We start from the raw sequence: 23,636 nt of genomic DNA on the forward strand, positions 1-23,636 counted from the left end.
CTCAAGCTCCTGCCAACAACGGGGTGGTGCTTGCGGAGGGCAATGCCACGATGCGCGGGAGCTCTTCCACCGCAGAGGCCACCTGCTCGAGCGTGAGGCCGTTCGCGTCGACGTAGGGCTTCATCAACGACGCGAAAACAGTCAGTTCACTGTGGGGAGGAACGTCCAGGAAGGCTGCTTCATCAAGCCGGCCTTGCTTGGCGAGAATCAACCTGGTGTATCGCAGAGCCTTGGCACGCACCTCTGGCGATTCAAGCGACGGGTACGCGTTCGAGTCGGCAATGCGCTGCAGGAAGAACTCGCTCTCAGAGCGGTTGCGGGTGACCAGCTCCAACTGCTTGCGCACCAGTTCCGGCTGGTCCACGTGGTAAGTCTTGTCACCTTCGCCGAATTCCCGCTGCGCAGACCGAAGAATTTCAGCTGACAGCTTCCACCCCAAGAGCTCCTTGGTGTCAAGACTCATCTCTCGGTGCAAGTTGTCGATGTCGGTCTGGTTGCACCCCTTGCGTTCAAGTAGTTGTTGCCTTGCAGCCGCTGTCCGGATGCGCTCATGCAGTTCAGCCTGCTTAGCTTCTATCCCTGGGAGGTGGTCTATGCATTTGGCGGCCAAGGGACAGATACCGCAGCGATTCATACCCCCAGTGTTCGCGATGACTTCCTTTGGGCACTGATTCCCTACAGGGCAAGCGTGAGTCGGATGCCAGCGAATGATGCTCGACGGGCTTTGTCTTAGGAGGTTGAGGGTCGAGGCATCTCCGTCCAGTTCAGACAGGGACCACAAGGCAACCCCAGGTATGAACCTGAAGTCAGCTATGGCCTGCTCCCTGTTTCTCTCGAATGCCAACCGAACGGAGCTGTCCTTGCGCTCAGGGTGGAGGCGCGCTGAACTCTCGCCTGTGGGGTCGTAGGCCTCCCCTTCCATGGTTCGCGCGTCGATGGCCTTAAGTTTGGCCAGCAGCCGCTTGATTTGAGGAACTTGATACGTATTGGTTACTATGGTATTCGAATGACCCAACTGTTCTGCAATCTCAGAGACCTCAAGGTCTCCGTCCTTCAGCGTCGCATAGGTCGCCCGACATGAGTGCGGTGTGTGAATGGCCCGGTAGACGTCGGAGATTGTTCCCCCTTCCACCCACTCGTCACGCTCTCGGAGCAAAATCAACGCATCGTCTGAATCAGAACGGTCCGTACCGTCCTTGCGGTTGTAGAACGCCTGGAATCCAAATAGGTACTCCACCCAGCGGTAGTCGTAGAGGCTGTCGGAGACAGGCTTAGCGGCACGGTCTGACCGAAACAAGGCGTTTACTGGCAAGAACCTGGAGTTCTCGCGGTCCTCGTAGGGCACCTCGACTGACCGGAACTTGTCGACCACCGATTCCTGAAAGTAGTACTCGGCGAGCAGTGACCTACGCACTCGCCACGAGACCAAGTTCTTCCATTCTTCATGGGTCTTGTCCGTGTTGATGTACAGCGCGTGGTAGTTCTGGTTGAGGGCATCGCCATGCAGGGAGGCCAGCGAGGCCAATCGCGGTGCCAGCTTGTCAAAGGTCCTGCGGTCCAGCCACTGCAGCGATTGAGCCCGCAAGCCGCTTTCCGCCATGGCCATCAGCAGCCGTGCAACGGTCAGATGCGGGAAATTCAACGTGACATTTCGGTTGGCTCCGACGTTGATTCGGCGCCCCTGCACGTACAGGCCCTCCAGTCCGTCGGCGTTCGACTTCAGCGTCCGCTTCGATATAGTGAAGATGTTCGGTACCCAATCTAACTGGTACCGGCGCCTTTGGTACCAGAAGACTGGAACGTAGCCCCATTCGGCAGTGTCGTACCCCGTTCGCGGACCGTTTGGCAGTTCGCGGAAGCGATTCCGTAGGTAGGCTTCCTGTTGGAGGAACTCACCAAAGGCCTCAACAGCCTGCCCGTAGTGAATCAGGAATGGGAAAACGTCCTCAGCGAACGGAACCTTGTCTGTCTTGCTCGCGCGCCCAGCAACTTCGTTGTCAAAGTCTGTGCGGAAAGGGTTCTGCATGCCCTTGGTGACGAACCTGCTATCGTCCTCGAAGTAGGTCTGTACGAAGCTGAAAAACTGCTGCATCGCCAAACGGGCGACATTGCGAGAACCCGGCGTGGGCCTTCGCAGGGGCAGCATTTCGTTGAGGGTGCGAGGAAGTGCGCCCAAGCCTTGGGCCTGCTCTGTGTGAAACCGAGTGCGGTCCACATAGAAGAATCTCAAAAATTTCTTGGGAGAAGATGGAAAGTCCAGCGTTGCTCCTGGGTGTCGGGACATCCACCAGGGCAAGTACAACAACACATAGTCTGCAAGCACAATCAAGGCGGACCGGACTTGCCCGTCAGTCTCATAGTCCTTCCTTCGATGGGCTAGGAACGCTCGAAAGGCTATGAACCAATTTGCACCTAGTTTGGCGATGTCTATCGACGGGCGCCCCGGATAGTTGATTGGATTGTCCAGCCAATCGTCCGGCCGAAACCCTTTCACGCTCGACCCCCCGGTCAGGGCGGCGAAGTATTCATCTGAGGAAGAGACGTCATCTGTCGATGCGATTCGTCGAAGGTTTTCGACGAAAGGGCCGTCTGGGCGCTCGGCCCTCCTTTCGGCCTTTCGCTGGTTCTCGCGGGCATGCCGACGCTCAATGTGAGCCTTCAGTTCGATGCGCTCCCTTTCGTGCCCGTGCACGCGCATCCCGGCCAAGTTCTTCGGGTCAGACATGAACTGCTTGAAGTTCATGGTTTTGTCTGCTTCAGAGGCTCGCCAGATTAGGTACCCGTGCCGCAGGTCTCGACCGAGCGCATTCGCATCCGCGAACTCGATACACCGCAGAAGAAGGTAAGCCGGCGCCGCGGTAGAGAACTTCGAGTCGACTCCTTGCTCGAGTAGCCAGCTGTGCAGTTTCACGAATCCGTCTAGTTCAAATTCAGTGGCCTGCCGACAGGCAGTGGCCAGCATCAATTGAAGGTGACTGCGCTTGGCCAGCCAACGCGGAGCGATTTTCTGTACCCAGGCATCAACTTCCATGAGGAAGGGAGGTAGCGCGAAGACGCAGTTTGAGGGGGCGAGGAGAAACAACGAGGGGCCGGTGGCCGGCAGCATCACAAAGCCAGCCAAGGCAAGGTCCACCAAGGCCACCGCCGCTGGCGACCGCTCAGGGCCTGTTTTGCGCGTCAGGCCCATTAGGTCGGCGAGCTGGACGTCAAGCATGACCTCGGAAGAGCCCTCCGGAACGGCTATGAACAGAGGAACCCCAGTGTGGGTGACAGCTCGGTGCATCGCGTCGCGCATTGCCTCCGAAAGCCCGGAGTACGTCAGCGCCACAGGGTGGGTCGAGAGATTCACGAGCATATGTGTCAGCCGATGAGAGGTACAGCGGGCGGCGAAGGCAGCGCCAGGCCAGGGGGGAGAGCCTCCCCTTGGATAAAGTGCAGGTCATGTGCCTGCAACTTCGCCTGCAGGCGGCTGGTACGTTCTCGTGCGTATTTGCGCGTAGTGTTGACGTCCCTGTGCCCCATCAACTGCTGGACCTCCGCCAGCGTCAAGCCAGGCATCGTCTGGCCAGGTACCTCGTAGTCGTTCAACATGTAGACCCCATACGAGTGGCGAAGCGAGTGGGCTGTCCAGGTGTGTTCCCTGGCCACTGGTGGCCCGGGAATCTGCGCCCGCTTGACGGCCGAGGTGAAGGCAGAGTTCAGCGTCTCATCTGTGGCCTCGTGCAGCGGTCTACCGTAGTGCGGCTTGATGAGGTACTGGAAGACAAAGTCGTTGCCATCCTGGGGAAGTCGGTACTCCTCCTTGCGGTACCTGCTCAGGTACTCGAAGAACCAGGTCCGGTAGGGAAGGAAAAGGTACGTGCGAGAGACTGTTCGGCCCTTGAAGCGCTGGTCGCGTTCGGTTTGTGGCATTTCGCGCCCGTAGCGCAGCGAATCGGGGTCCAGGACGAACACCTCCCGCTTCGCGAAGTCGATGTCGCACCATTGAAGGTTGAGCGCCTCCGAGCGGCGGATGCCGCTGGCGAGGAGCAGCGCCCAGAGGGCCCGGTCTCGCCAAGTCGTCGCGGCGGCAATCAAGGCCGGGAAGTGCTCGAGCGGGAAGTCCAACGAATCGACATCCATCTGGCGCTGCTGCCGGACGCTCTTGCGCAGTCCTCGAGGGCGGGTCAACTCGGTGCCGCGAAACCGGATGACCCCGCCCAGCATGCTGGACTGCTTGAGGTGTAGGACCTCTTCCGGGCTAAACGCCGTCACGCCGTCGACTGCTTCCAACAATGGACGGTAGTCCCATGCTGCGTTCGCCACCAGCGTTGGGTCCATGCCGCCCCTGTTTAGTGCCATCTCCTTGGCCTCGTTCTCCAGCATCGCGCAGAGGCGGAGGAAGTGGTTCAGGGCGGCAATGGTGTTAGCCCAACTGCCGGCTGCCAGGGGTTCAATCTTCAGGCGTCGGGCAACGCTTCGCAGCGCTGCCTCACGGGCCTCGTCGCCCTCAGCGTAGCGGGCGCGCTCTCGCTTGCCAATCGTCAGGGAGACGTGCTCACCGCTTCGAAGCAGTTCCAAGTAGTAGTTGATTGCGTCGTTGACGACAGAGCGACTGACTGGTGCTGCGCCAAGCACCTTGACCTCGTAGAGGTAGTCGATGAAGCGCGCGACGACCGTGGTGTACCGAAGCAACGTGGCGTACCGCAGTCCCTTCAGTCTGTGGCAGAACTCTGAAAAGACCGAGATGTACACGCCAGACGGGTCCGTCAGCCGCCAGCTCGGGCGACCGTACTCGTTGACTTCTTCCTTGCGAACGTGGACAAGCGCCATAAATACACTCCTGCGTGCATTCTTATTCAGCAGGATAAAGGCGCACAAGCGAAAAGCGCCACAAAAGTGGCGCTTTTAGAGGTATTCAGAGGAGTGGAGGGGGGCTTAAAGCCGCTCGGAATCGGGTCCTGAGATAAGAACCCCCGTCCGCAAGCCATCCTCAGGCAGTTCTACATGCGTAGCTCTCTGATTTGAGTCTCGCAGCGTCAACGGGCAGGAGCACCCTTCGATCGCCGCCAGTCACGTAGTCTCGTTCTGGGTCGTGTGACCCGGCTCAGAACCAGCCGATGTGCATGACCTTGCCGTTGTTTCCAACACAGACCATCGGCGATCTGCTGCAAGGCTCACCGGTGTTAAGCGGCGAGGGCGTACGAGGTATCGTTCGCAGTTACTTTGTTTCCAGTGGATTTACGAGCGAACTGGTGCTCGGCATGCCCTGCTCCGATTCCGCACCCACGTCGAAACCAGGTCGGCCCCTGAAGGACGAGAGTTTAGGGCATCGAGAGGAAGTTCAAGAGGCCGTTCGGGTGATCGATCACCGCATCGGCGCCCCATTGGTCGATGGGCTCGCCGATGCCGAGGTAGCCCCAGGCTGCGGCGAGAGTGGCCATGCCAGCAGCGCGGCCGGCGATGACGTCTCGGTGGTCGTCGCCCACGTAGACGCAAGCCCGTGGTGCAACGCCGATGCGGCGGGCTGCTTCCAGCAGGGGTTCGGGGTGTGGCTTGGCATGGGCCGTGGTGTCGCCGCAGACCAGCACGCAGCTGCGCGTGGCGATGCCCGCCGCCCGGACCACCGGTTCGGCGAAGCGCGTGTACTTGTTGGTGACGATGCCCCAGGGCAGGCCGGCTGCGTCGAGCGCGTCGAGCACCGGCGCCATGGCGTCGAACACACGCGTCAGGCGCGTCATGCGGGCTTCGTAGAGCGCGAGGTACTCGTCGCGCAGGCTCGGGAAACGTGGGTCGTCCACGCCGATTCCCAGCGCCACGTCCACCATGCCGCGCGCACCCGTGCCGGTCATCGGGCGAAAGTCCGACAGCGGCAGCGGGTCCTGTCCGTGGCGCTGGCGCAGTTCGTTGGCCGCCTCGCCAAGGTCGGGGGCGCTGTCGACCAGCGTGCCATCGAGGTCGAACAGCACGGCGCCCCAGGTGCGGCGTCCGGTCATGCGGCGTCCGGGTCCTTGCGGCAGGCGACCAGGTAGTTGACGCTGGTGTCGTCGTTCAGCCAGTAGCGCTGGGTCAGCGGGTTGTATTGCATGCCGCGGGTCTGCTGCGGCGTCAGGCCGGCCTCGCGACAGGCGCGCATCAGCTCGCTCGGGCGGATGAACTTGGCGTACTCATGCGTGCCGGCCGGCAGCAGCTTGAGCACGTACTCCGCACCGACGATGGCGAACAGGAAGGACTTCAGGTTGCGGTTGAGCGTCGACAGGAAGACCCAGCCGCCCGGCTTCACGAGCCGCGCGCAGGCGTCGACGATGGCGGCCGGATCGGGCACGTGCTCAACCATCTCCATGCAGGTGACGATGTCGAATTGGCCGGGCTGCTCGGCCGCGAGCGCCTCCGCTGAGACCAGCCGGTAGCTCACGCCCGCCTGACCGGACTCGAGGGCGTGCAACTGCGCGACCTTGAGCGAGCGCTCGGCCAGGTCGACGCCCAGCACCTCGGCTCCGCGTTGTGCCATGGCTTCGCTGAGGATGCCGCCGCCGCAGCCCACATCGACGATGCGGCGTCCGGCCAGCGGACCGGTGCATTGTTCGATCCAGCCCAGGCGCAGCGGGTTGATGCGGTGCAGCGGGCGGAACTCGCTCTCCGGGTCCCACCACTTGTGGGCCAGTTCGCTGAACTTGGCGAGTTCCTTGGGGTCGGCGTTGGCGTGCATGGCGTCGTCGTTGTGCAGGGAAGTGGCTCACTGTACCGGGCTGTGTCGGGCCCCGCATCTATGTGGGTCAGCCAAAGAAAAACCCCGCCGTGGCGGGGTTCGGGAGGCATCGACCGCTGCCGGCCTTGCGGCTGGCAGCGGTGTCGGGATGCTTATTTCTTCAGCGTGCGCGTGCCAACCACTTCGATCTCGACGCGGCGGTTCTTCTGCTTGCCTTCGGGCGTGCCGTTGTCAGCGACGGGCTGCTTCTCGCCCTTGCCTTCGGTGTACACGCGGTTCTGCTCGATGCCCTTGCTCACGAGGTACTTCTTGACGGCTTCGGCGCGGTTGACCGAGAGCTTGTCGTTGTACGCGTCGGAGCCATCGGAGTCGGTGTGGCCGACGGCGATGATGACCTCGAGGTTGATGCCCTGGACCTTGCTGACCAGGTCATCGAGCTTGCCGGCGGCTTCGGGCTTGAGCACGAACTTGGCGGTGTCGAAGAAGGCGTCGGCGGCGAAGGTGACCTTCTCGCTGACCGGGGCGGCCGGTGCCGGTGCGGCTGCGGGTGCAGCCACCGGAGCCGGGGCGGGCACGACGGCCGGAGCGGGTGCCGGAGCCGGAGCCGGGGCAGGTGCCGGTGCCGGTGCGGGAGCAGGCGCGGGGGCCGGGGCCGGCGCAGGTGCCGGCGGCGGGGCCGGAGCGGGCGGCGGGGGAACGCCGTCGCAGCCCTGATTGCCGGTCGTCGGCGTGAAGAAGCCGTTGCGCCAGCAGTATTCGTTGGTGCCGTTCTTCCAGGCCGGTGCGCCGGAGGCGTTCTGCGTGTTGCCGTTTTCAGGCTTGCCGCCGCCGACGGTGCCGCATGCGGCGAGTGCGACGGTCGCGAACAGCAGGGACACCTTGCTCAGGTTGTTCATGGTTTTCCTCTCGATGGACCGCAGAGAGCGGCAATGGACGTTCGCCCGAGCGAACGGTCTGACGCAGGACGCTTAGATCCCAAACGACGTGAAAATTATTCTGCCATAGGGACTTCTGGCGTCGGACCGTGGCAACACCCGGTTGTTGAGCCTGTCGTGGCTGTCGTCGACCGGCAACAGGTCGGGCACGCCTAAAATCCGTCGATTCGCCTGGGCGCGCCCGCTTGCGCCGTGTGCCGGAACCTGTGTCCGGCGCCGGCCTTCCCGAGATCTCATGACCTCCTTCGCCAAAGAAACCCTGCCCATCAGCCTCGAAGAGGAGATGCGGCGCTCGTACCTGGACTACGCGATGAGCGTGATCGTCGGGCGCGCCCTGCCCGATGCCCGCGACGGCCTCAAGCCGGTGCACCGGCGGGTGCTGTTCGCGATGCACGAGCTCAACAACGACTGGAACCGGCCGTACAAGAAGTCTGCCCGCATCGTCGGCGACGTCATCGGCAAGTACCACCCTCACGGCGACACGGCGGTCTACGACACGATCGTGCGCATGGCCCAGGACTTCAGCCTGCGCCACATGCTGGTCGACGGACAGGGCAACTTCGGCTCGGTCGACGGCGACAACGCAGCGGCGATGCGGTACACGGAAATCCGCCTGGCCAAGATCGCCCACGAGATGCTGGGCGACATCGACAAGGAAACCGTCGACTTCGGCCCGAACTACGACGGCTCCGAGCGCGAGCCGCTGGTGCTGCCCACGCGCCTGCCGAACCTGCTGGTCAACGGCTCGGCCGGCATCGCGGTGGGCATGGCCACCAACATCCCGCCGCACAACCTCAACGAGGTCGTCGACGCCTGCTTGCACCTGTTGCGCAACAGCGAGGCGACGCTTGAGGAACTGATGGAGATCATCCCGGCGCCCGACTTCCCGACCGCCGGCATCATCTACGGCGTCAACGGTGTGCGCGAGGGCTACCGCACCGGACGCGGCAAGGTGGTGATGCGCGCCAAGGTCCACTTCGAGGACATCGATCGCGGCGCTCGCCAGGCCATCATCGTCGACGAGATTCCCTACCAGGTGAACAAGAAGAGCCTGCTTGAGCGCATCGCCGAGCTGGTCCACGAGAAGAAGATCGACGGCATCAGCCACATCCAGGATGAGTCCGACAAGTCGGGCATGCGGGTGGTGATCGAGCTCAAGCGCGGCGAAGTGCCCGAGGTGGTGCTCAACAACCTGTACAAGCAGACCCAGCTGCAGGACACCTTCGGCATCAACATGGTGGCGCTGATCGACGGTCAGCCCAAGCTGTGCAACCTCAAGCAGCTGCTGGACATCTTCCTGGAGCACCGCCGCGAGGTCGTGACCCGCCGCACCGTGTTCGAGCTGCGCAAGGCACGCGAGCGCGGCCATGTGCTGGAAGGCCTGGCCGTGGCGCTGGCCAACATCGACGAGTTCATCCGCATCATCAAGGAATCGCCCACGCCGCCGATGGCCAAGGCCGGGCTGATGGCGCAGAGCTGGGACTCGTCGCTGGTGCGCGAGATGCTGTCGCGGGCCGAGTCCGACACGCCCGGCGGCCGCGCTGCCTACCGGCCCGACGGGCTGGCGCCGAACTACGGCATGCAGGCAGACGGCCTCTACCGCCTGTCGGACGACCAGGCCGGCGAGATCCTGCAGATGCGCCTGCAGCGCCTGACCGGGCTGGAGCAAGACAAGATCGTTGGCGAGTACAAGGAGGTCATGGCCCAGATCGCTGACCTGCTGGACATCCTCGCCAAGCCCGAGCGTGTCACCTTCATCATCAGCGAGGAACTGGTCGCCCTGCGCCAGGAGTTCGGCCAGACCAAGGTCGGCGCGCGCCGCTCGGTGGTCGAGCACAACGTGCAGGAACTCGGCACCGAGGACCTGATCACGCCGACCGACATGGTCGTGACGCTCAGCCACACCGGCTACATCAAGAGCCAGCCGCTGGCCGAGTACCGGGCTCAGAAGCGCGGCGGGCGCGGCAAGCAGGCCACGGCGACCAAGGAAGACGACTGGGTCGACCAGCTCTTCATCGCCAACACGCACGACTGGATCCTGTGCTTCAGCAACCGCGGCCGTGTCTACTGGCTGAAGGTCTGGGAAGTGCCGCAGGGCGGACGCGCGTCGCGTGGCAAGCCCATCGTCAACATGTTCCCGCTGCAGCCCGACGAGAAGATCAACGTCGTGCTGCCGCTGACCGGCGAGTTCCGCAGCTTCCCGGCCGATCACTTCGTGTTCATGGCGACCGCCCTGGGCACCGTCAAGAAGACCGCGCTGGACGAGTTCAGCAACCCGCGCAAGGCCGGCATCATCGCGGTCGACCTCGACCAGGGCGACTACCTGATCGGTGCGGCGCTGACCGATGGCCAGCATGACGTGATGCTGTTCAGCGACGGCGGCAAGGCTGTGCGCTTTGACGAGAACGACGTCCGCGCGATGGGCCGTCAGGCGCGTGGCGTGCGCGGGATGGCGCTCGAAGACGGCCTGAGCGTGATCGCGATGCTGGTGGCCGAGGACGAGAGCCAGTCGGTGCTGACCGCGACCGAGAACGGCTTTGGCAAGCGCACCTCGATCGTCGAATACACCCGCCATGGCCGGGGCACCAAGGGAATGATCGCGATCCAGCAGACCGAGCGCAACGGCCGGGTCGTGGCCGCGACGCTGGTGCGTGCCAACGACGAGATCATGCTGATCACCGACCGGGGTGTGCTGGTTCGCACGCGGGTCTCGGAAATCCGCGAGATGGGGCGCGCCACTCAGGGCGTCACACTGATCGCGCTGGATGAAGGTGCGAAGCTGTCGGGCTTGCAGCGCATCGTGGAGAACGATGCGAACGAGTCCAGCAGCGAGTCGGCCACCGAGTTGGGGGCCGATGTCCCCAACCCTGAAGGTGATGCCGGCCCGACCGGTGACGAGAACCCCTGATGTCCACCCGCAACCACGTCCTGACGTCCATTCCGCGCATGCCCTTGCGCAACATGCTGGCCAGCCTGGCGCTTGGCGCCGCCTTGTCGCCGGTCCTGGCCGCCGATGCACCGGCCGCACCAGCGGCTGCTGCGGCCGTGGCCAGCCCGGCCAAGAAGGCACTGATCCAGAAGGTGCTGACGCTGCAGCAGCCCGGCATCGAGGCCATTGCCCGTGCGCTGGTCGAACAGCCGGTCGCGCCGATGGTCCAGCAGGTCTCAATGATCATCCAGACCCGCGTGCCGCCGGACAAGCGCGAGGCCTTGCAGAAGGACCTGCAGGTCGAGCTGAAGAAGTACATGGACGCGGCCATGCCGCTGGTGCGCGACAAGGCCGTGGCGGCCGCGCCGTCCACGATCGGCGCGCAGCTGGACCAGAAGTTCAGCGAGGAAGAACTGCGCCAGCTGGTGGCCTGGCTGGATTCGCCGGTCGCCCGCAAGTACCAGTTCACGCTGCCCGAGTTCCAGAAGTCGCTGACCGACAAGCTGGTTGCCGAGACCCGCAGCAGCATCGAGCCCAAGCTGCGCGATCTCGACGCCGCGATCGGCAAGCGCCTGTCCGTTGCCGCGCCGGCGGCCACCCCGGCGGCACCCGCCAAGCCCTGAACCCGAGCGTCGCTCACGCGGCGCCGCATCCCGTCCTGCCATGTCCGACCACGCGCCCGACGACGCCCTCCTTCCACCGACCCCGGCGGCTCCGGTCGACCCCGCGCTGCTCGCGCTGCGCACGCAGATCGACGCGCTCGACCGTGACCTGCTGGCGTTGCTGAACCGGCGCGCCGGGCTGGCCCTCGCGGTCGGCGAGATCAAGAAGAAGGAAGGCTCGGTGGTGTTCCGCCCCGAGCGCGAGGCGCAGGTCATCGACGGCCTGAAGGCGGTCAACCCGGGGCCGCTCAAGGGCGACAGCGTTGCGCCCATCTGGCGCGAGATCATGAGCGCCTGCCGCTCGCTGGAGACGCCCACCCGCGTGGCCTACCTCGGCCCGGCCGGCACCTTCAGCGAACAGGCGGCGCTGGGCTACTTCGGCAGCTCGCTGGTGCGCGTGCCGTGCGCCAGCATCGACGAGGTCTTCCGCGCGACGACCGCCGGTGCGGCCGACTTCGGCGTGGTGCCGGTCGAGAACTCGACCGAGGGTGTGGTGGCGCGCTCGCTGGACCTGTTCCTGACCACGCCCTTGTTCATCATCGGCGAGACCAGCCTGTTCGTGCGCCACAACCTGCTGCGCCGCGAGGACACGCTGGCCGGCCTGCAGGCCGTCTGCGCCCACCCGCAGGCGCTGGCGCAGTGCCACGGCTGGCTCAGCCATCACCTGCCCGATGTGGAGCGCCGACCGGTCGCCAGCAATGCCGAGGGCGCGCGCCTGGCCGCGCTTGACCCGACGCTCGCGGCCATTGCCAGCGACCGCGCGGCCAGCGAATGGGGCTTGCACATGGTCTCGCCAGCGATCCAGGACGATGCCAACAACCGCACCCGCTTTGCCATCGTGACCCACCCGGAACGCCACCCGGCGCCGGCGGCCTCGGGCCACGATTGCACCAGCCTGGTCGTCTCGGTGATCAACCGGCCTGGCGCGGTGCATGACATGCTGGTGCCGCTCAAGCACCACGGCGTGTCGATGACCCGCTTCGAGTCGCGCCCGGCCCGCTCCGACCAGTGGGAGTACTACTTCTACATCGACGTGCAGGGCCATCCCGACACGCCGACCGTGGCGACGGCGCTCAAGGAACTGCGCAGCGTGTGCGCCTACTTCAAGGTCCTGGGGACGTACCCGATCGACGTGCACTGAGGCGGCGCCACGATCGATCCGGCGTACCAGCGAACCAGCGAACCAGCAAACAAGAACAGCAAGACGGGCGGCAAGGCATGGCGATGTTCCGGCAACTGGGGGTGATCGGCTGCGGCCTGATGGGCGGCAGCTTTGCGCTGGCTCTCAAGCGCGGTGGCCTGGTCAAGCGTGTGGTCGGCTACAGCAAGTCGCCGTCGACGGTCGACCGGGCCAAGCGCCTGGGCGTGATCGACGAGTCGGCCGATTCGGCGCTGCTGGCGGTCTCGGGCTCGGACATCGTGCTGATCTCGGTGCCGGTGGCCGCGACCGAGGGCACGCTCAAGACCATCCGCCACGGCATCGAGCCGGGCGCGCTGGTGATGGACGTGGGCAGCACCAAGCGCGACGTGGTCGATGCGGCCCGGCGCGTGCTCAAGGAACGGCTGGTGTCCTTCGTGCCGGCACACCCGATCGCGGGCAAGGAAGTGGCCGGCGTCGAACACGCCGATGCGCTGCTCTACCAGAACCGCCAGGTCATCCTGACGCCCTTGTCGCAGACCGATCCGGCGCTGGTCCAGAAGGCCACCGACGTCTGGGCCGCCGTGGGCTCGCAGGTCTTGCGCATGACCCCGGAGAACCACGACACCGCGTTTGCCGCCGTCAGCCACCTGCCGCACCTGCTGGCGTTTGCCTACTTCAACGCCGTCATGGCCCAGCCGGCCGGACGCGAGTTCCTGTCGCTGGCCGGACCGGGCTTTCGCGACTTCACCCGCATCGCCGCCAGCGAGCCGGCGGTCTGGCGCGACATCCTGGCCAGCAACCGCGAGGAGGTCATCAAGCAGCTGGCCCGCCTGCGCCACGCGCTGGACGCCTTCGAGCACGTCATGCGCTCGGGCAACCAGGAGGCGCTGGAAGACCTGATCCGCAGTGCCTCCGAAGGTCGCGGCAACTGGCAGATGAACGCGCGGCCAGGCTCGGCGCGTTGAACGTTCCCGATCTCCCGAGGGGCCGCACCGGTTGCGGCCCTTGTCCATTTGAACTTCCCTGACTGCTGTCGCAGCCGCGCGCCCATGTACGACATCCCCCACCTCGACCTGCCGCCCCTGGGCGCTGCCGCCGGCACCGTGCGCCTGCCGGGCTCCAAGAGCATTTCCAACCGTCTGCTGCTGCTGGCCGGCCTGAGCCAGGGCCGCACGACGCTGGTCGACCTGCTGGACTCGGACGACACCCGCGTCATGCTGGCGGCCCTGCGCACGCTGGGCTGCACGATCGAGCAGATCGGCCGTCTGACCCACATCGACGGTTTCGCCGGCCAGCCGGCCGTCGCCGAAGCCGAGCTCTTCCTGGGCAACGCCGGCACCGCGATGCGCCCGCTGACCGCTGCACTGGCCGTGCTGTCGACACAAGGCAGCGGCCGGCGCTACACGCTCAAGGGCGTGCCACGCATGCACGAGCGGCCGATCGGCGATCTGGTCGATGCGTTGCGCGGCCTGGGCGTCACGGTCGACTGTCTGGCCAACGAGGGCTACCCGCCGCTTTGCCTGGCCGGTGGAACCCTCGATCTGAACGCACCGGTCAAGGTGCGCGGTGACGTCTCCAGCCAGTTCCTGACCGCGCTGCTGCTGGCCCTGCCGCTGGCGGCCGAGCGCGCCGACGTCGTCATCGAGGTCGTTGGCGAGCTGATTTCCAAGCCCTACATCGAGATCACGCTGAACCTGCTGGAACGCTTCGGCATCGCGGTCCGGCGCGACGGCTGGGCCCGTTTCACCATCCCGGCCGGCAGCCGCTACGTCACGCCGGGCGAGGTCCACGTCGAGGGCGACGCCTCATCGGCGTCCTACTTCATCGCCCTGGGCACGCTGGCGGGCGTCGACGCGCCGGTGCGCATCGAGGGCGTGGGCAGCGCGTCGATCCAGGGTGACATCCGCTTCGTCGAGGCCGCAGAGGCGATGGGCGCCGTGGTCCGCGCCGAGCCCAACGCGCTGGAGGTCCGCCGTGGTGCGTGGCCGCTGCGCGCCATCGACATGGACTGCAACGCCATCCCCGACGCGGCCATGACGCTGGCCGTCATGGCGCTCTACGCCGACGGCCCCTGCACGCTGCGCAACATCGCCAGCTGGCGCGTCAAGGAGACCGACCGCATCGCCGCCATGGCCGCCGAACTGCGCAAGGTTGGCGCGCAGGTCGAGGAGGGCGCGGACTTCATCCGTGTCTGGCCGCTGGACGTGTTCCAGCCCGCCTCGATCCACACCTACGACGACCACCGCATGGCGATGTGCCTGTCGCTGGCGGCCTTCCACCCGCTCAAGGGTGCGACACCGGTGCCCACCCGCATCCTCGATCCGAAGTGCGTCGCCAAGACCTTCCCGGACTACTTCGAGACCCTGTTCTCGGTGGTCGCGGCCGAGCCGGCGCACATCCCGGTCATCACCATCGACGGTCCGACCGCCTCCGGCAAGGGCACGCTGGCTGCCGGCGTTGCCGCGCGGCTGGGCTATCACACGCTGGACTCGGGTTCGCTCTACCGCGTCACCGCGCTGGCCGCACGCTCGGCCGGCGTCGCGCCGGAGGACGAGGCTGGCGTGGTCGCCATCGCCCGGGCGATGAAGCTGCAGTTCGCCGGCGTCGTGGTGCTGCTCGACGGCGTCGACGTCAGCGAGCAGTTGAGGGAAGAGCAGATCGGCGCCATGGCCTCGCAGGTCGCCGCCCATCCGGCCGTGCGCGCCGCGCTGTTCGACCTGCAGTGCGCCTTCCGTCAACTGCCCGGCCTGGTGGCCGACGGCCGCGACATGGGCACGGTGATCTTCCCGGTCGCGCCGCTCAAGGTCTTCCTGACCGCGACCGCCGCCGCGCGGGCCGAGCGACGTCATAAGCAATTGATTTCGAAGGGAATTCCTGCTAGTCTCGCCGACCTTCGCGCGGACCTGGAGGCCCGCGATGCGCGCGACCGAGGTCGCAGCACCGCACCGCTCAAGCCCGCCGAAGATGCGCTTTCCCTGGACAACTCGCTGGTTGGCATCGACGCCTCGGTGCAGCAGGTGGTGGACTGGTGGGAAGCGCGGCTGCCGTTCGGCGCGTTGGCGGGTTGATCCATTTGAGGGTCGCCGTGCCGACACGGCGACGACAGCGAACGGTTCCGGGGCCTTCCCGCCGTGCGTCAGCACACCGAGGCCCCGGTTCGACAACCTAACCCGCCACGGAAGTGGTCCGAGTCGCCGGTTCCATCGCCGGCGCAGAAAGTCCCAAATGTCCCAAGCTGCTGCCTTCGAAGGCATGGAATCCTTTGCCGCGCTGTTCGAGGAATCGCTGCAACGCGCCGACATGCGCGCTGGCGAGGTCATCTCCGCCGAAGTGGTCCGCGTCGAGCACAACTTCGTCGTCGTCAACGCCGGCCTGAAGTCCGAAGCCTACGTTCCCATCGAAGAATTCAAGAACGACCAGGGCGAGATCGAAGTCCAGGTCGGCGACTTCGTCTCCGTCGCGATCGACGCGATCGAGAACGGCTACGGCGACACCATCCTGTCGCGCGACAAGGCCAAGCGCCTGGCCTCGTGGCTGTCGCTGGAAACCGCGCTGGAGTCGGGCGACTTCGTCACCGGCACGGTCAGCGGCAAGGTCAAGGGCGGCCTGACGGTGCTGGTCAACGGCATCCGCGCCTTCCTGCCGGGTTCGCTGCTCGACACGCGTCCGGTCAAGGACATGAGCCCGTTCGAGGGCAAGACCATGGAGTTCAAGGTCATCAAGCTCGATCGCAAGCGCAACAACGTCGTGTTGTCGCGTCGTGCGGTGGTCGAGGCTTCGATGGGCGAAGAGCGCGCCAAGCTGCTCGAGACGCTGCGTGAAGGCGCGATCGTCAACGGCGTGGTCAAGAACATCACCGAATACGGTGCGTTCGTGGACCTCGGCGGCATCGACGGCCTGCTGCACATCACCGACATGGCCTGGCGCCGTGTCCGTCACCCGAGCGAAGTGGTGACGGTGGGTCAGGAACTGACGGCCAAGGTCCTGAAGTTCGACGCCGAGAAGAACCGCGTCTCGCTGGGTCTCAAGCAGATGGGCGACGACCCGTGGATCGGCGTCTCGCGCCGCTACCCGTCGAGCACCCGCCTGTTCGGCAAGGTCACCAACATCGCCGACTACGGCGCGTTCGTCGAGATCGAACCGGGCATCGAAGGCCTGGTGCACGTCTCCGAAATGGACTGGACCAACAAGAACGTCGCCCCGTCCAAGATCGTGGCCCTGGGCGACGAGGTCGAGGTCATGGTGCTGGAGATCGACGAAGACAAGCGTCGTATCTCGCTGGGCATGAAGCAGTGCAAGCAGAACCCGTGGGACGAGTTCGCGCAGAACTTCAAGCGCGGCGACCGCGTCAAGGGTCCCGTCAAGTCGATCACCGACTTCGGCGTGTTCGTTGGCCTGGCCGCTGGCATCGACGGCCTGGTGCACCTGTCCGACCTGTCGTGGAACGAGCCGGGCGAAGCCGCGGTTCGCAACTACAAGAAGGGTCAGGACGTCGAGGCGATCGTTCTGGGCATCGACGTCGAGCGCGAGCGCATCTCGCTGGGCATCAAGCAGCTCGATACCGACCCGTTCACCAGCTACACCACGCTCAATGACCGTGGCGCCCTGGTCAGCGGCAAGGTCAAGACCGTCGACGCGCGCGGCGCCGAGATCCAGCTCAACGACGACGTCACCGGCTACCTGCGTGCCTCCGAGATCGCCCGCGAGCGTGTCGAAGATGCCCGCAACGTGCTGAAGGAAGGCGAAGAAGTCTCCGCCCTGATCATCAACATCGACCGCAAGCTGCGCTCGATCCAGCTGTCGATCAAGGCCAAGGACAACGTTGAGCAGCAGGAAGCCCTGCAGCGGCTGTCGGCCGACAACCGCGAGACCGCTGGCAACGCCGGCACGACCAGCCTGGGCGCGCTGCTCAAGGCCAAGCTGGACCAGGGCAACTGATCCTCGTGATGGCACGGTGCGCCGAGCCGCAAGGCCTGGCGCACCCACCCCGACCTAGCCATGACCCGTTCCGATCTGGTGGCGCTGCTGGCCGAGAAGTTCACCCAGCTCACGCACCGTGACGCCGAGTTCGCCGTCAAGACGATGCTCGATGCCATGAGCGATGCGCTGGCACGTGGCCACCGCATCGAGATCCGCGGCTTCGGCAGCTTCGCGATCAACCGCCGACCGCCGCGCGTGGGCCGCAACCCGCGTTCGGGCGAGCAGGTGACGATCCCGGAAAAGCTGGTGCCGCACTTCAAGCCGGGCAAGGCCCTGCGAGAAGCCGTCGACGAGGACGCTGGCAGCGATGCCGGCGAACCGGTCGAGGTGATGGTCGTGCGCTCGGCGCGGTCGGCTGACAAGCCGGCGGCGCCGGCCAAGCCGGTGTCATCGGTCAACGAGTGAACGGACGGCCGCGAGGTCGACCCGGACTGCCCCGAAACCCGCCCGCAGCTGCGCTGCCGGCGGGTTTTTTCATGCGCGTCGCGGCCCGCTGGCATCGGGCTGTCCAGGGGCGATCCGCAGGGGGCGCCGCACTAGAATCGCGCCCCTATGCGCATCCTCATCTGGGCCGTCCGAGCGGCCCTCTTCTTCGTGCTGTTCGCCTTCGCGCTGAACAACCAGCACGTGGTCCTGCTGCACTGGTTCTTCGGTGTCTCGACCCAGGCGCCGATGGTGCTGGTCGTGCTGGTGACCTTCGCCGCCGGCTGCGCGGCCGGCGTCTTCGCGATGTTGCCGGGCTGGTGGCGCCAGCATCGCCGCACCCGCGCGCTCGAGGCCGCCGTGCCGCGCACCAGCGCACCGCCGATGTCGCCCGGAGCGACGGCCGCATCGGCCACCCGCCCGGCTCCGCTGGCCACTGAACCCGAACTGCCGCACCCGCCCCGTGATGGACTTTGACCTGCAGTGGCTGCTGCTGGCCCTGCCGGCCGCCTTCGCGCTGGGCTGGCTCGCCTCGCGCATCGATCTGCGCAACTGGAAGCGCGAGGTGGAAGCCTCGCCCCGGGCCTACTTCAAGGGCCTGAACCTGCTGCTCAATGAACAGCAGGACAAGGCCATCGACGCCTTCATCGAGGCCGTCCAGCAAGACCCGGGCAGTTCCGACCTGCACTTCGCGCTCGGCAACCTGTTCCGCCGCCGCGGCGAATACGAACGCGCCGTGCGCGTGCACCAGCACCTGCTCGGCCGCGCCGACCTGCCCACGACCGAACGCGACCGCGCCCAGCACGCGCTGGCACAGGACTACCTCAAGGCGGGGCTGTTTGACCGCGCCGAAGCGGCCTACAAGGCCCTCGAAGGCACCGCCTTCGCGACGGAAGCCCGGCTGGCGTTGCTCAACCTGCATGAACGATCGCGCGACTGGAAAGCGGCGATCGAGGTGGCGCGGGGCTTGGAATCGGCCGCCGTTGGCAGCTTCTCGCAGCGCGTGGCGCACTACGGTTGCGAACTGGCGCTGGAGTCCGACGCACAGGGCGACACCGCCGCTGCACAAGCCGCCCTGCAACGTGCCCGGGAAGCTGCGCCGCAGTCGGCCCGACCGCTGATCCTGGCGGGTCAGCGTCTGGCGCGTGGCGGCCAGCACGCCGAAGCGCTCGCCCTGTGGACACCCTTGTCGACCATCCATCCCGAGGCCTTCGGCATCGTCGCCAAGGACTACGCCAGCAGTGCCCAGGCCTGCGGCCAGCAGGATGACGCCCTGGCGCGCCTGAAGGTGCTGCATGCCAAGGCGCCGACGTCGGACCTGCTCGATGCCATCCTCAGCCTGGAGCCGGACGCGCAGGAGCGCCGTCGCCTGCTGTTGCAGCAGGTCCAGGGTCAGCACAGCCTGAGCGCGGCGCTGAGCCTGGTCAACGAGCCGGCCCCCGCGATGCTGCTGACCGAAGCCGAGCGCAGCGCCTTGCAGCAGGCCTTGACGGTGGCGGCCAAGCCGCTGCGTCGCTACCGCTGCGCCGCTTGCGGCTTCGAGGCCCAGCAGTACTTCTGGCAATGCCCGGGCTGCCACGGCTGGGACACCTTCCCGCCGCGCCGGCTGGAAGACCACTGACCGCCCGCTGAAGCGCGTTCAGGCTCGCAAGGGTCAGCCGGTGTGCACGAGCGCCGCGTCGAAGCCGGCCTCGACCTCGGCCAGTGTCGGCACCTGGCCCTTGCCGCCATAGCTGCGCACATGGCCCGAGCCGGTCACGCCAGCCAGACCCGGTTCGTGGTCGCAGTAGATGCCCAGCGTCGGCCGCGCGTAGGCGGCGGCGAAATGGGTGAAACCGGTATCGAGTCCGACGACCAGCCTGGCCGACGCCAGCACCGACCCGGCATCGGCGACGCTCAGGAAGGGCGGCACCACCGCATCAACCCCACTGCCTTCGGCCAGTCGCAGCGCCAACGCCTGTTCGGCCGGACTGCCCCACAGGATCACCGGCGTCCAGCCTTGGCCGCGGATGCGCCGCGCCAGATGCTGCCAGCGGTCCTCCGGCCAGAGCTTCTCAGGCCGGCTGGCGCAGGGGATCAGCACCGCATAGGGCTCTGGCGGCTGCCAGCTGCTGACCGGCGGCGCGAGGCCGAAGTCCGGCGCGTCGACCGGCCGGGCGTAGCCCAGGTGGTCGGCGGCCAGCGCACGGTTGCGCACCACCGCATGCCACTCGCGCGAGACCCGCGCCTTGTGGCGGTAGAACAGCGAGGCCAGCGGTTCGCGGATGCTCTGCCAGTCGTAGCCGGCCCTTGGTCCGTGCGCCTGAACGGCCCACATCACGCTCTTGAGCAGGCCCTGGAAATCGATGATCAGGTCATAGCGCTCGGCCTGCAGGTCAGCCCGCAAGGCGGCGATCGCGGCGCGTGTCTCGGGCCTGCCCAGCGACTTGCGCCACTTGCGCCAGGCGATCGGCATCACCCGGCGCACGGCGGGATGGGCCTTGGGGATGGCTGCGAAAGGTGCCTCGACCAGCCAGTCGATCAACGCGCCCGGATGGGCCCGCGCGATGTCGCTGATGGCTGGCAACGCATGCACCACATCGCCCATCGAGGTCGTCTTGACGACCAGGATGCGCGGCGGCCGCCCGTTGGGCAGCAAGGCGCGCTCAGCCACCCGAGGTCTTCGCCTGTTGCGCCTTCTGCTCGGCCACCAGGGCCGGGTTGAAGCGCGCGTCGTTGTACATCTTGAACTGGCGGTAGACCTTGAAATAGGCCTTGCCGGCGGCGCTGTCAGCCAGCAGGCCGTCGAGGCAGTCGCCCAGGTCCTGCCGCTGCTGCAGCAGGCGCTCAAGCTTGACCTGCGAGCTGGCGCGGTGGGCGTCGTCGACGTCGCTGCGCAGTGTCTGCTTGCGCATCGCGTCGATCTTCAGCGCCATGATGGACATGCGGTCGATCATGCTGCCGGCGGTCTCGCTGTTGAGCCGCGCCCCGGCCGGCACCGTGCTGCGCGGCGCATCGCTGCGGGCGGACTCGGCATCCACCAGCCCCAGCCCGATCAGCAGCAACTCGTCGACCCGCTCGGTCGCATCGTTGCGCGCCTGGTTGTAGCCATCGATCGCCCGCTTGTTCTTGGCGATCTCCGCCTCACTCACCGTGGTCCGCCGCGCAAGGTCTTCCTCGGCCCACAGCAGGCAGTTGTTGCGGTGGTTGGTGGCGACCCAGTGCCACAGCGGCTCGGAGGGCAGCAAGGCGGCGTCGGCGGGCCAGGCGGGGGTGGTGAGGAGGCTGTCGTGCAGTTGGGTGACGGCGGCGGCGAGAGGCGCGGAAGAGGTCATGTCGGTGGCGGGCAAATCGAGGCAGGGCGCAAATTATCGACCGGCGATCCAGCTCAGGATGGCGTTGCCCATCTGCTGGTAGCCGACCGGGGAAAGGTGGCTGTCGTTGGGAAGGTAGACGTCCCGGCGATCGCGACGCAAGTCGTTCAAGGCGCTGAAGAGATCCGGGCCGAGTCCCGCAAGTGCCAAGTTGGCGAAGTGCAACGGGGCTTGAGGCGATTCGGCTTCGCGGACGCCATAGAAGGTGGACTTGTCGGGAACGATCGCCCAGACCACGCGCCATGGGCTTGGTGCCGAGTTCCGCTGTCGCATGACGTCGACCAGTTCGGCCGACAGCGGTCGAGCATGGACGTCAGCGGCCAGGAACAGACCGCGCTCGCATTGCAGGTGGCTGAACCATCGACACCCATCGGGCAGCGGGACAACGCGCACAGCCTCGTTGGCAAACGGTGCCGTCAACTGGATCGGCGCCTCGGCCCTTCGCGCTTGCCGGGTGTTGAACCAGGTCGCGGCACCGTGCAGCAGGTTGGCATGAGCGTGAAACGCGATGGCTGGCGTCACCGACATTTCCACGGCTTGCGTGACGTGCGCCGAATCTCCGAGCGGTCGGGCGACAGGGCAGTTGGCATCCCCCGTCAATCGGTTTGCCACGTTTCGTTCGACGCTCTGCAGGATCACCGTGTGTCCCTGGAAGCCTGACTGGCGCAACCGCGTCTCGAAGTCCGGGCACAACGGTCGCACGGCATCCCAGTGCAAGGTCGCGACGGCCAGTCCGGCAGCCACCAACTGGGCTTGCCAGGCCAGGCCGGTGCGTCGTTCGCCGTTTGACGAGGTCGAAAAACTGTCGCCGATCACGAGCACATCGGCCTTGTTCAGCGAGACCGAAACCAGATGCGCAACTGGCACCACGGCTTGTTGATCCCGGGCGTGGAAGTCGTGCTCAGCCAATCCAGCCAGACGCGTGAGATCACCCTGCGCAGCGGGTGTCAACCAGGACACGCACAGCAACGCCAGGGACAAGATGTAGGCAAGGCCGTAGCCGGTGAGCCATCGTCGAAGCGGGCCTTGCATGGGTCAGAACTGGAAGTAGAGAAAGGGGCTCTGGCGATTCAGGCGGCTCACGCAGAACACCAGCAGGAGTCCGCAGCCGAGGCCTTGCAGCAGGGCGGGCAAGCGTCGAAGGAATCCTGTGCCTTGCACCCAGTTCGCGGCCGTCTCCGACCAGTGACGCGAGTTGGGCAATGTCCATGCGATGAGACTTCCGACGACCAGGGTCTGATAGAAGGTCGACAGCTTGAACGGCAACTCATGGCCACGGAATGGGCCGACGGGCCATCCGTCCGGGCCGAACAGGGCTTGGTAGTAGCGGATCGAAGCATCGAGATCGACGCTGCGAAACGGGACCCACGCGAGGATGACCAGAACAAAGGTGATGGCCTGTCCGGCGCCTCGCCAGACGGGGGATGACGGAGGTCGCATGCCGCTGCGTGTGACGATCGACTGCCAGCCGTGATTGGCGATCAGGTAGAGGCCATGCAGGGCGCCCCACAGCGCGAAGTTCCAGGAAGCGCCATGCCAGAGTCCCCCGAGGATCATGGTGAGCGCCAGATTCAGATGACGGCGTGCGGGCCCGCGTCGGTTGCCTCCGAGCCTGAAATAGAGGTAGTCGCGCAGGAAGGTGGACAGGGAGATGTGCCAACGACGCCAGAAGTCGATGATGTTGCTCGCCCGGTACGGCGAGTTGAAGTTGTCGGGCAGTGTGATGCCGAGGCAACGCGACAGGCCGATGGCCATGTCCGAGTACCCCGAGAAGTCGAAATAGATCTGCAGCGCGTAGGCCAGCAAGGCGAGCCAGGCTTCCGTTCGCCCGATCGCCATGTCCGTGGACATGGCGCCGAAGGTGAGGTCGGCATAGGCACCCAAGGGATCGGCAATCAGCAGCTTCTTGGCGAGTCCGATCGTGAACTGGATCAGCCCCGGCACGATGTTCTGGGCGGCAGGCCGGTAGGTATTTGCCCGTTCGAACTGCGGCATCATTTGCGCGTGATGCAGGACCGGGCCCGCGATCAGATGCGGGAAGTAGGTCACGAACAGCAGGTAGTGGATAAAGCTGCTTTCCCTGACCTTGCCCTCGGTGGTATCGACGAGGAACGCGATCTGCGTGAACGTGTAGAACGAGATGCCGATCGGCAGGGTCCAGGCCAGCAGGGGCACCTCGGGCCAGGCCAGCGCCGCGAAGCCCTGGTTCAAGTTGGACAGGAAGAAGTCCGCGTACTTGAACACGCCCAGCAAGGCGAGGTTGGCGGTCACCCCCAATGTCAGCAGCCACGATCGACGTCGCCCGTCGGATGCGGCGATCAGCCGCGCGAGCGCGAAGTTCACCGTGATCGATGCCAGCAGCAGGGGCAAGGCCTGCACGCTCCACCAGCCGTAGAAGAAGAGCGATGCCAGTCCGAGCCAGCCGGCGGCCAGTTGCACATTCCTGGCGCCGATCAGGAAGAACACCAGCGCCACCAGCGGGAAGAACAGGTAGATGAACTCTTGTGAGTTGAACAGCATCGCCG

18 protein-coding genes and 1 other RNA gene are annotated in these 23,636 nt (G+C 65.8%); 9 read left to right on the forward strand and 10 right to left on the reverse strand.

Annotated features, from left to right (window positions below; genetic code table 11):
* Nucleotide 1 precedes the first annotated feature (1 nt).
* The 6 genes from EV685_RS18560 to ompA form a co-directional block, all read right to left on the reverse strand.
* Nucleotides 2–3,349 carry a site-specific integrase gene (locus tag EV685_RS18560; protein ID WP_130483546.1) on the reverse strand — a complete coding sequence of 1,116 codons (3,348 nt, stop codon included), beginning with the start codon at nt 3,347–3,349 and terminating at the stop codon, nt 2–4.
* Between the two features lie 11 nt (nt 3,350–3,360).
* On the reverse strand, nt 3,361–4,812 hold the full coding sequence (locus EV685_RS18565) for a tyrosine-type recombinase/integrase (RefSeq protein ID WP_130483547.1): 1,452 nt from the start codon (nt 4,810–4,812) through the stop codon (nt 3,361–3,363).
* A gap of 91 nt (nt 4,813–4,903) precedes the next feature.
* Nucleotides 4,904–5,289: a transfer-messenger RNA gene (gene ssrA, locus EV685_RS18570) on the reverse strand.
* 14 nt (nt 5,290–5,303) lie between these two features.
* Nucleotides 5,304–5,975, reverse strand: a complete 672-nt coding sequence (gene gph, locus EV685_RS18575; protein WP_130483548.1) for a phosphoglycolate phosphatase — start codon at nt 5,973–5,975, stop codon at nt 5,304–5,306.
* Nucleotides 5,972–6,688, reverse strand: coding sequence for a bifunctional 2-polyprenyl-6-hydroxyphenol methylase/3-demethylubiquinol 3-O-methyltransferase UbiG (gene ubiG, locus EV685_RS18580; RefSeq protein ID WP_130483549.1), 717 nt, complete (start codon nt 6,686–6,688; stop codon nt 5,972–5,974). Before ubiG ends, gph begins: the two co-directional genes overlap by 4 nt.
* 152 nt (nt 6,689–6,840) lie before the next feature.
* Nucleotides 6,841–7,584 (reverse strand): outer membrane protein OmpA, encoded by a 744-nt coding sequence (gene ompA, locus EV685_RS18585; protein WP_130483550.1) that lies wholly within the window; start codon nt 7,582–7,584, stop codon nt 6,841–6,843.
* 274 nt (nt 7,585–7,858) lie between these two features.
* Between ompA and gyrA the strand changes: the two genes are divergently transcribed.
* The 9 genes from gyrA to lapB all read left to right on the forward strand — a co-directional run bounded on the left by gyrA (nt 7,859) and on the right by lapB (nt 19,379).
* Nucleotides 7,859–10,531, forward strand: coding sequence for a DNA gyrase subunit A (gene gyrA / locus EV685_RS18590; RefSeq protein WP_130483551.1), 2,673 nt, complete (start codon nt 7,859–7,861; stop codon nt 10,529–10,531).
* Nucleotides 10,531–11,175: a hypothetical protein gene (locus tag EV685_RS18595; protein ID WP_242615667.1), complete on the forward strand. Its 645-nt coding sequence runs from the start codon at nt 10,531–10,533 to the stop codon at nt 11,173–11,175. The genes gyrA and EV685_RS18595 overlap by 1 nt, the downstream gene beginning before the upstream one ends.
* Before the next feature lie 40 nt (nt 11,176–11,215).
* The gene (pheA, locus tag EV685_RS18600) at nt 11,216–12,355 is read left to right on the forward strand and encodes a prephenate dehydratase (protein WP_242615668.1); all 1,140 of its coding nucleotides are present in this window, start codon (nt 11,216–11,218) and stop codon (nt 12,353–12,355) included.
* 83 nt (nt 12,356–12,438) lie between these two features.
* The gene (locus EV685_RS18605) at nt 12,439–13,320 is read left to right on the forward strand and encodes a prephenate dehydrogenase (protein WP_130483552.1); all 882 of its coding nucleotides are present in this window, start codon (nt 12,439–12,441) and stop codon (nt 13,318–13,320) included.
* Between the two features lie 84 nt (nt 13,321–13,404).
* On the forward strand, nt 13,405–15,423 hold the full coding sequence (locus EV685_RS18610; RefSeq protein ID WP_130483553.1) for a bifunctional 3-phosphoshikimate 1-carboxyvinyltransferase/cytidylate kinase: 2,019 nt from the start codon (nt 13,405–13,407) through the stop codon (nt 15,421–15,423).
* Nucleotides 15,320–17,293, forward strand: a complete 1,974-nt coding sequence (gene rpsA / locus EV685_RS18615; protein WP_275938359.1) for a 30S ribosomal protein S1 — start codon at nt 15,320–15,322, stop codon at nt 17,291–17,293. Before EV685_RS18610 ends, rpsA begins: the two co-directional genes overlap by 104 nt.
* Nucleotides 17,294–17,353: 60 nt before the next feature.
* A complete protein-coding gene (locus tag EV685_RS18620; RefSeq protein WP_130483555.1) occupies nt 17,354–17,740 on the forward strand; it encodes an integration host factor subunit beta in 387 nt (128 codons plus the stop codon).
* Between the two features lie 147 nt (nt 17,741–17,887).
* The gene (locus tag EV685_RS18625) at nt 17,888–18,235 is read left to right on the forward strand and encodes a LapA family protein (protein WP_130483556.1); all 348 of its coding nucleotides are present in this window, start codon (nt 17,888–17,890) and stop codon (nt 18,233–18,235) included.
* On the forward strand, nt 18,225–19,379 hold the full coding sequence (gene lapB, locus EV685_RS18630; RefSeq protein ID WP_130483557.1) for a lipopolysaccharide assembly protein LapB: 1,155 nt from the start codon (nt 18,225–18,227) through the stop codon (nt 19,377–19,379). The genes EV685_RS18625 and lapB overlap by 11 nt, the downstream gene beginning before the upstream one ends.
* 33 nt (nt 19,380–19,412) lie before the next feature.
* Here lapB and waaC read toward each other — a convergent pair whose 3' ends face one another.
* Genes waaC through EV685_RS18650 form a run of 4 tightly spaced genes read right to left on the reverse strand, consistent with a single transcriptional unit; the run spans nt 19,413 to nt 23,631 of the window.
* Nucleotides 19,413–20,411 (reverse strand): lipopolysaccharide heptosyltransferase I, encoded by a 999-nt coding sequence (gene waaC / locus EV685_RS18635; RefSeq protein WP_130483558.1) that lies wholly within the window; start codon nt 20,409–20,411, stop codon nt 19,413–19,415.
* Nucleotides 20,404–21,072: a DUF4254 domain-containing protein gene (locus EV685_RS18640; protein ID WP_130483559.1), complete on the reverse strand. Its 669-nt coding sequence runs from the start codon at nt 21,070–21,072 to the stop codon at nt 20,404–20,406. The genes waaC and EV685_RS18640 overlap by 8 nt, the downstream gene beginning before the upstream one ends.
* Nucleotides 21,073–21,105: 33 nt before the next feature.
* Entirely contained in the window at nt 21,106–22,143 is a 1,038-nt protein-coding gene (locus EV685_RS18645) for an alginate O-acetyltransferase AlgX-related protein (protein ID WP_130483560.1), read from the reverse strand.
* A 3-nt stretch (nt 22,144–22,146) separates the two neighbouring features.
* Complete coding sequence (locus EV685_RS18650; protein ID WP_130483561.1) at nt 22,147–23,631, reverse strand: MBOAT family O-acyltransferase; 1,485 nt, start codon at nt 23,629–23,631, stop codon at nt 22,147–22,149.
* Nucleotides 23,632–23,636: the final 5 nt, after the last annotated feature.

It is taken from the genome of Sphaerotilus mobilis, assembly GCF_004216565.1.
GTDB classification, from domain to species: domain Bacteria; phylum Pseudomonadota; class Gammaproteobacteria; order Burkholderiales; family Burkholderiaceae_C; genus Sphaerotilus; species Sphaerotilus mobilis.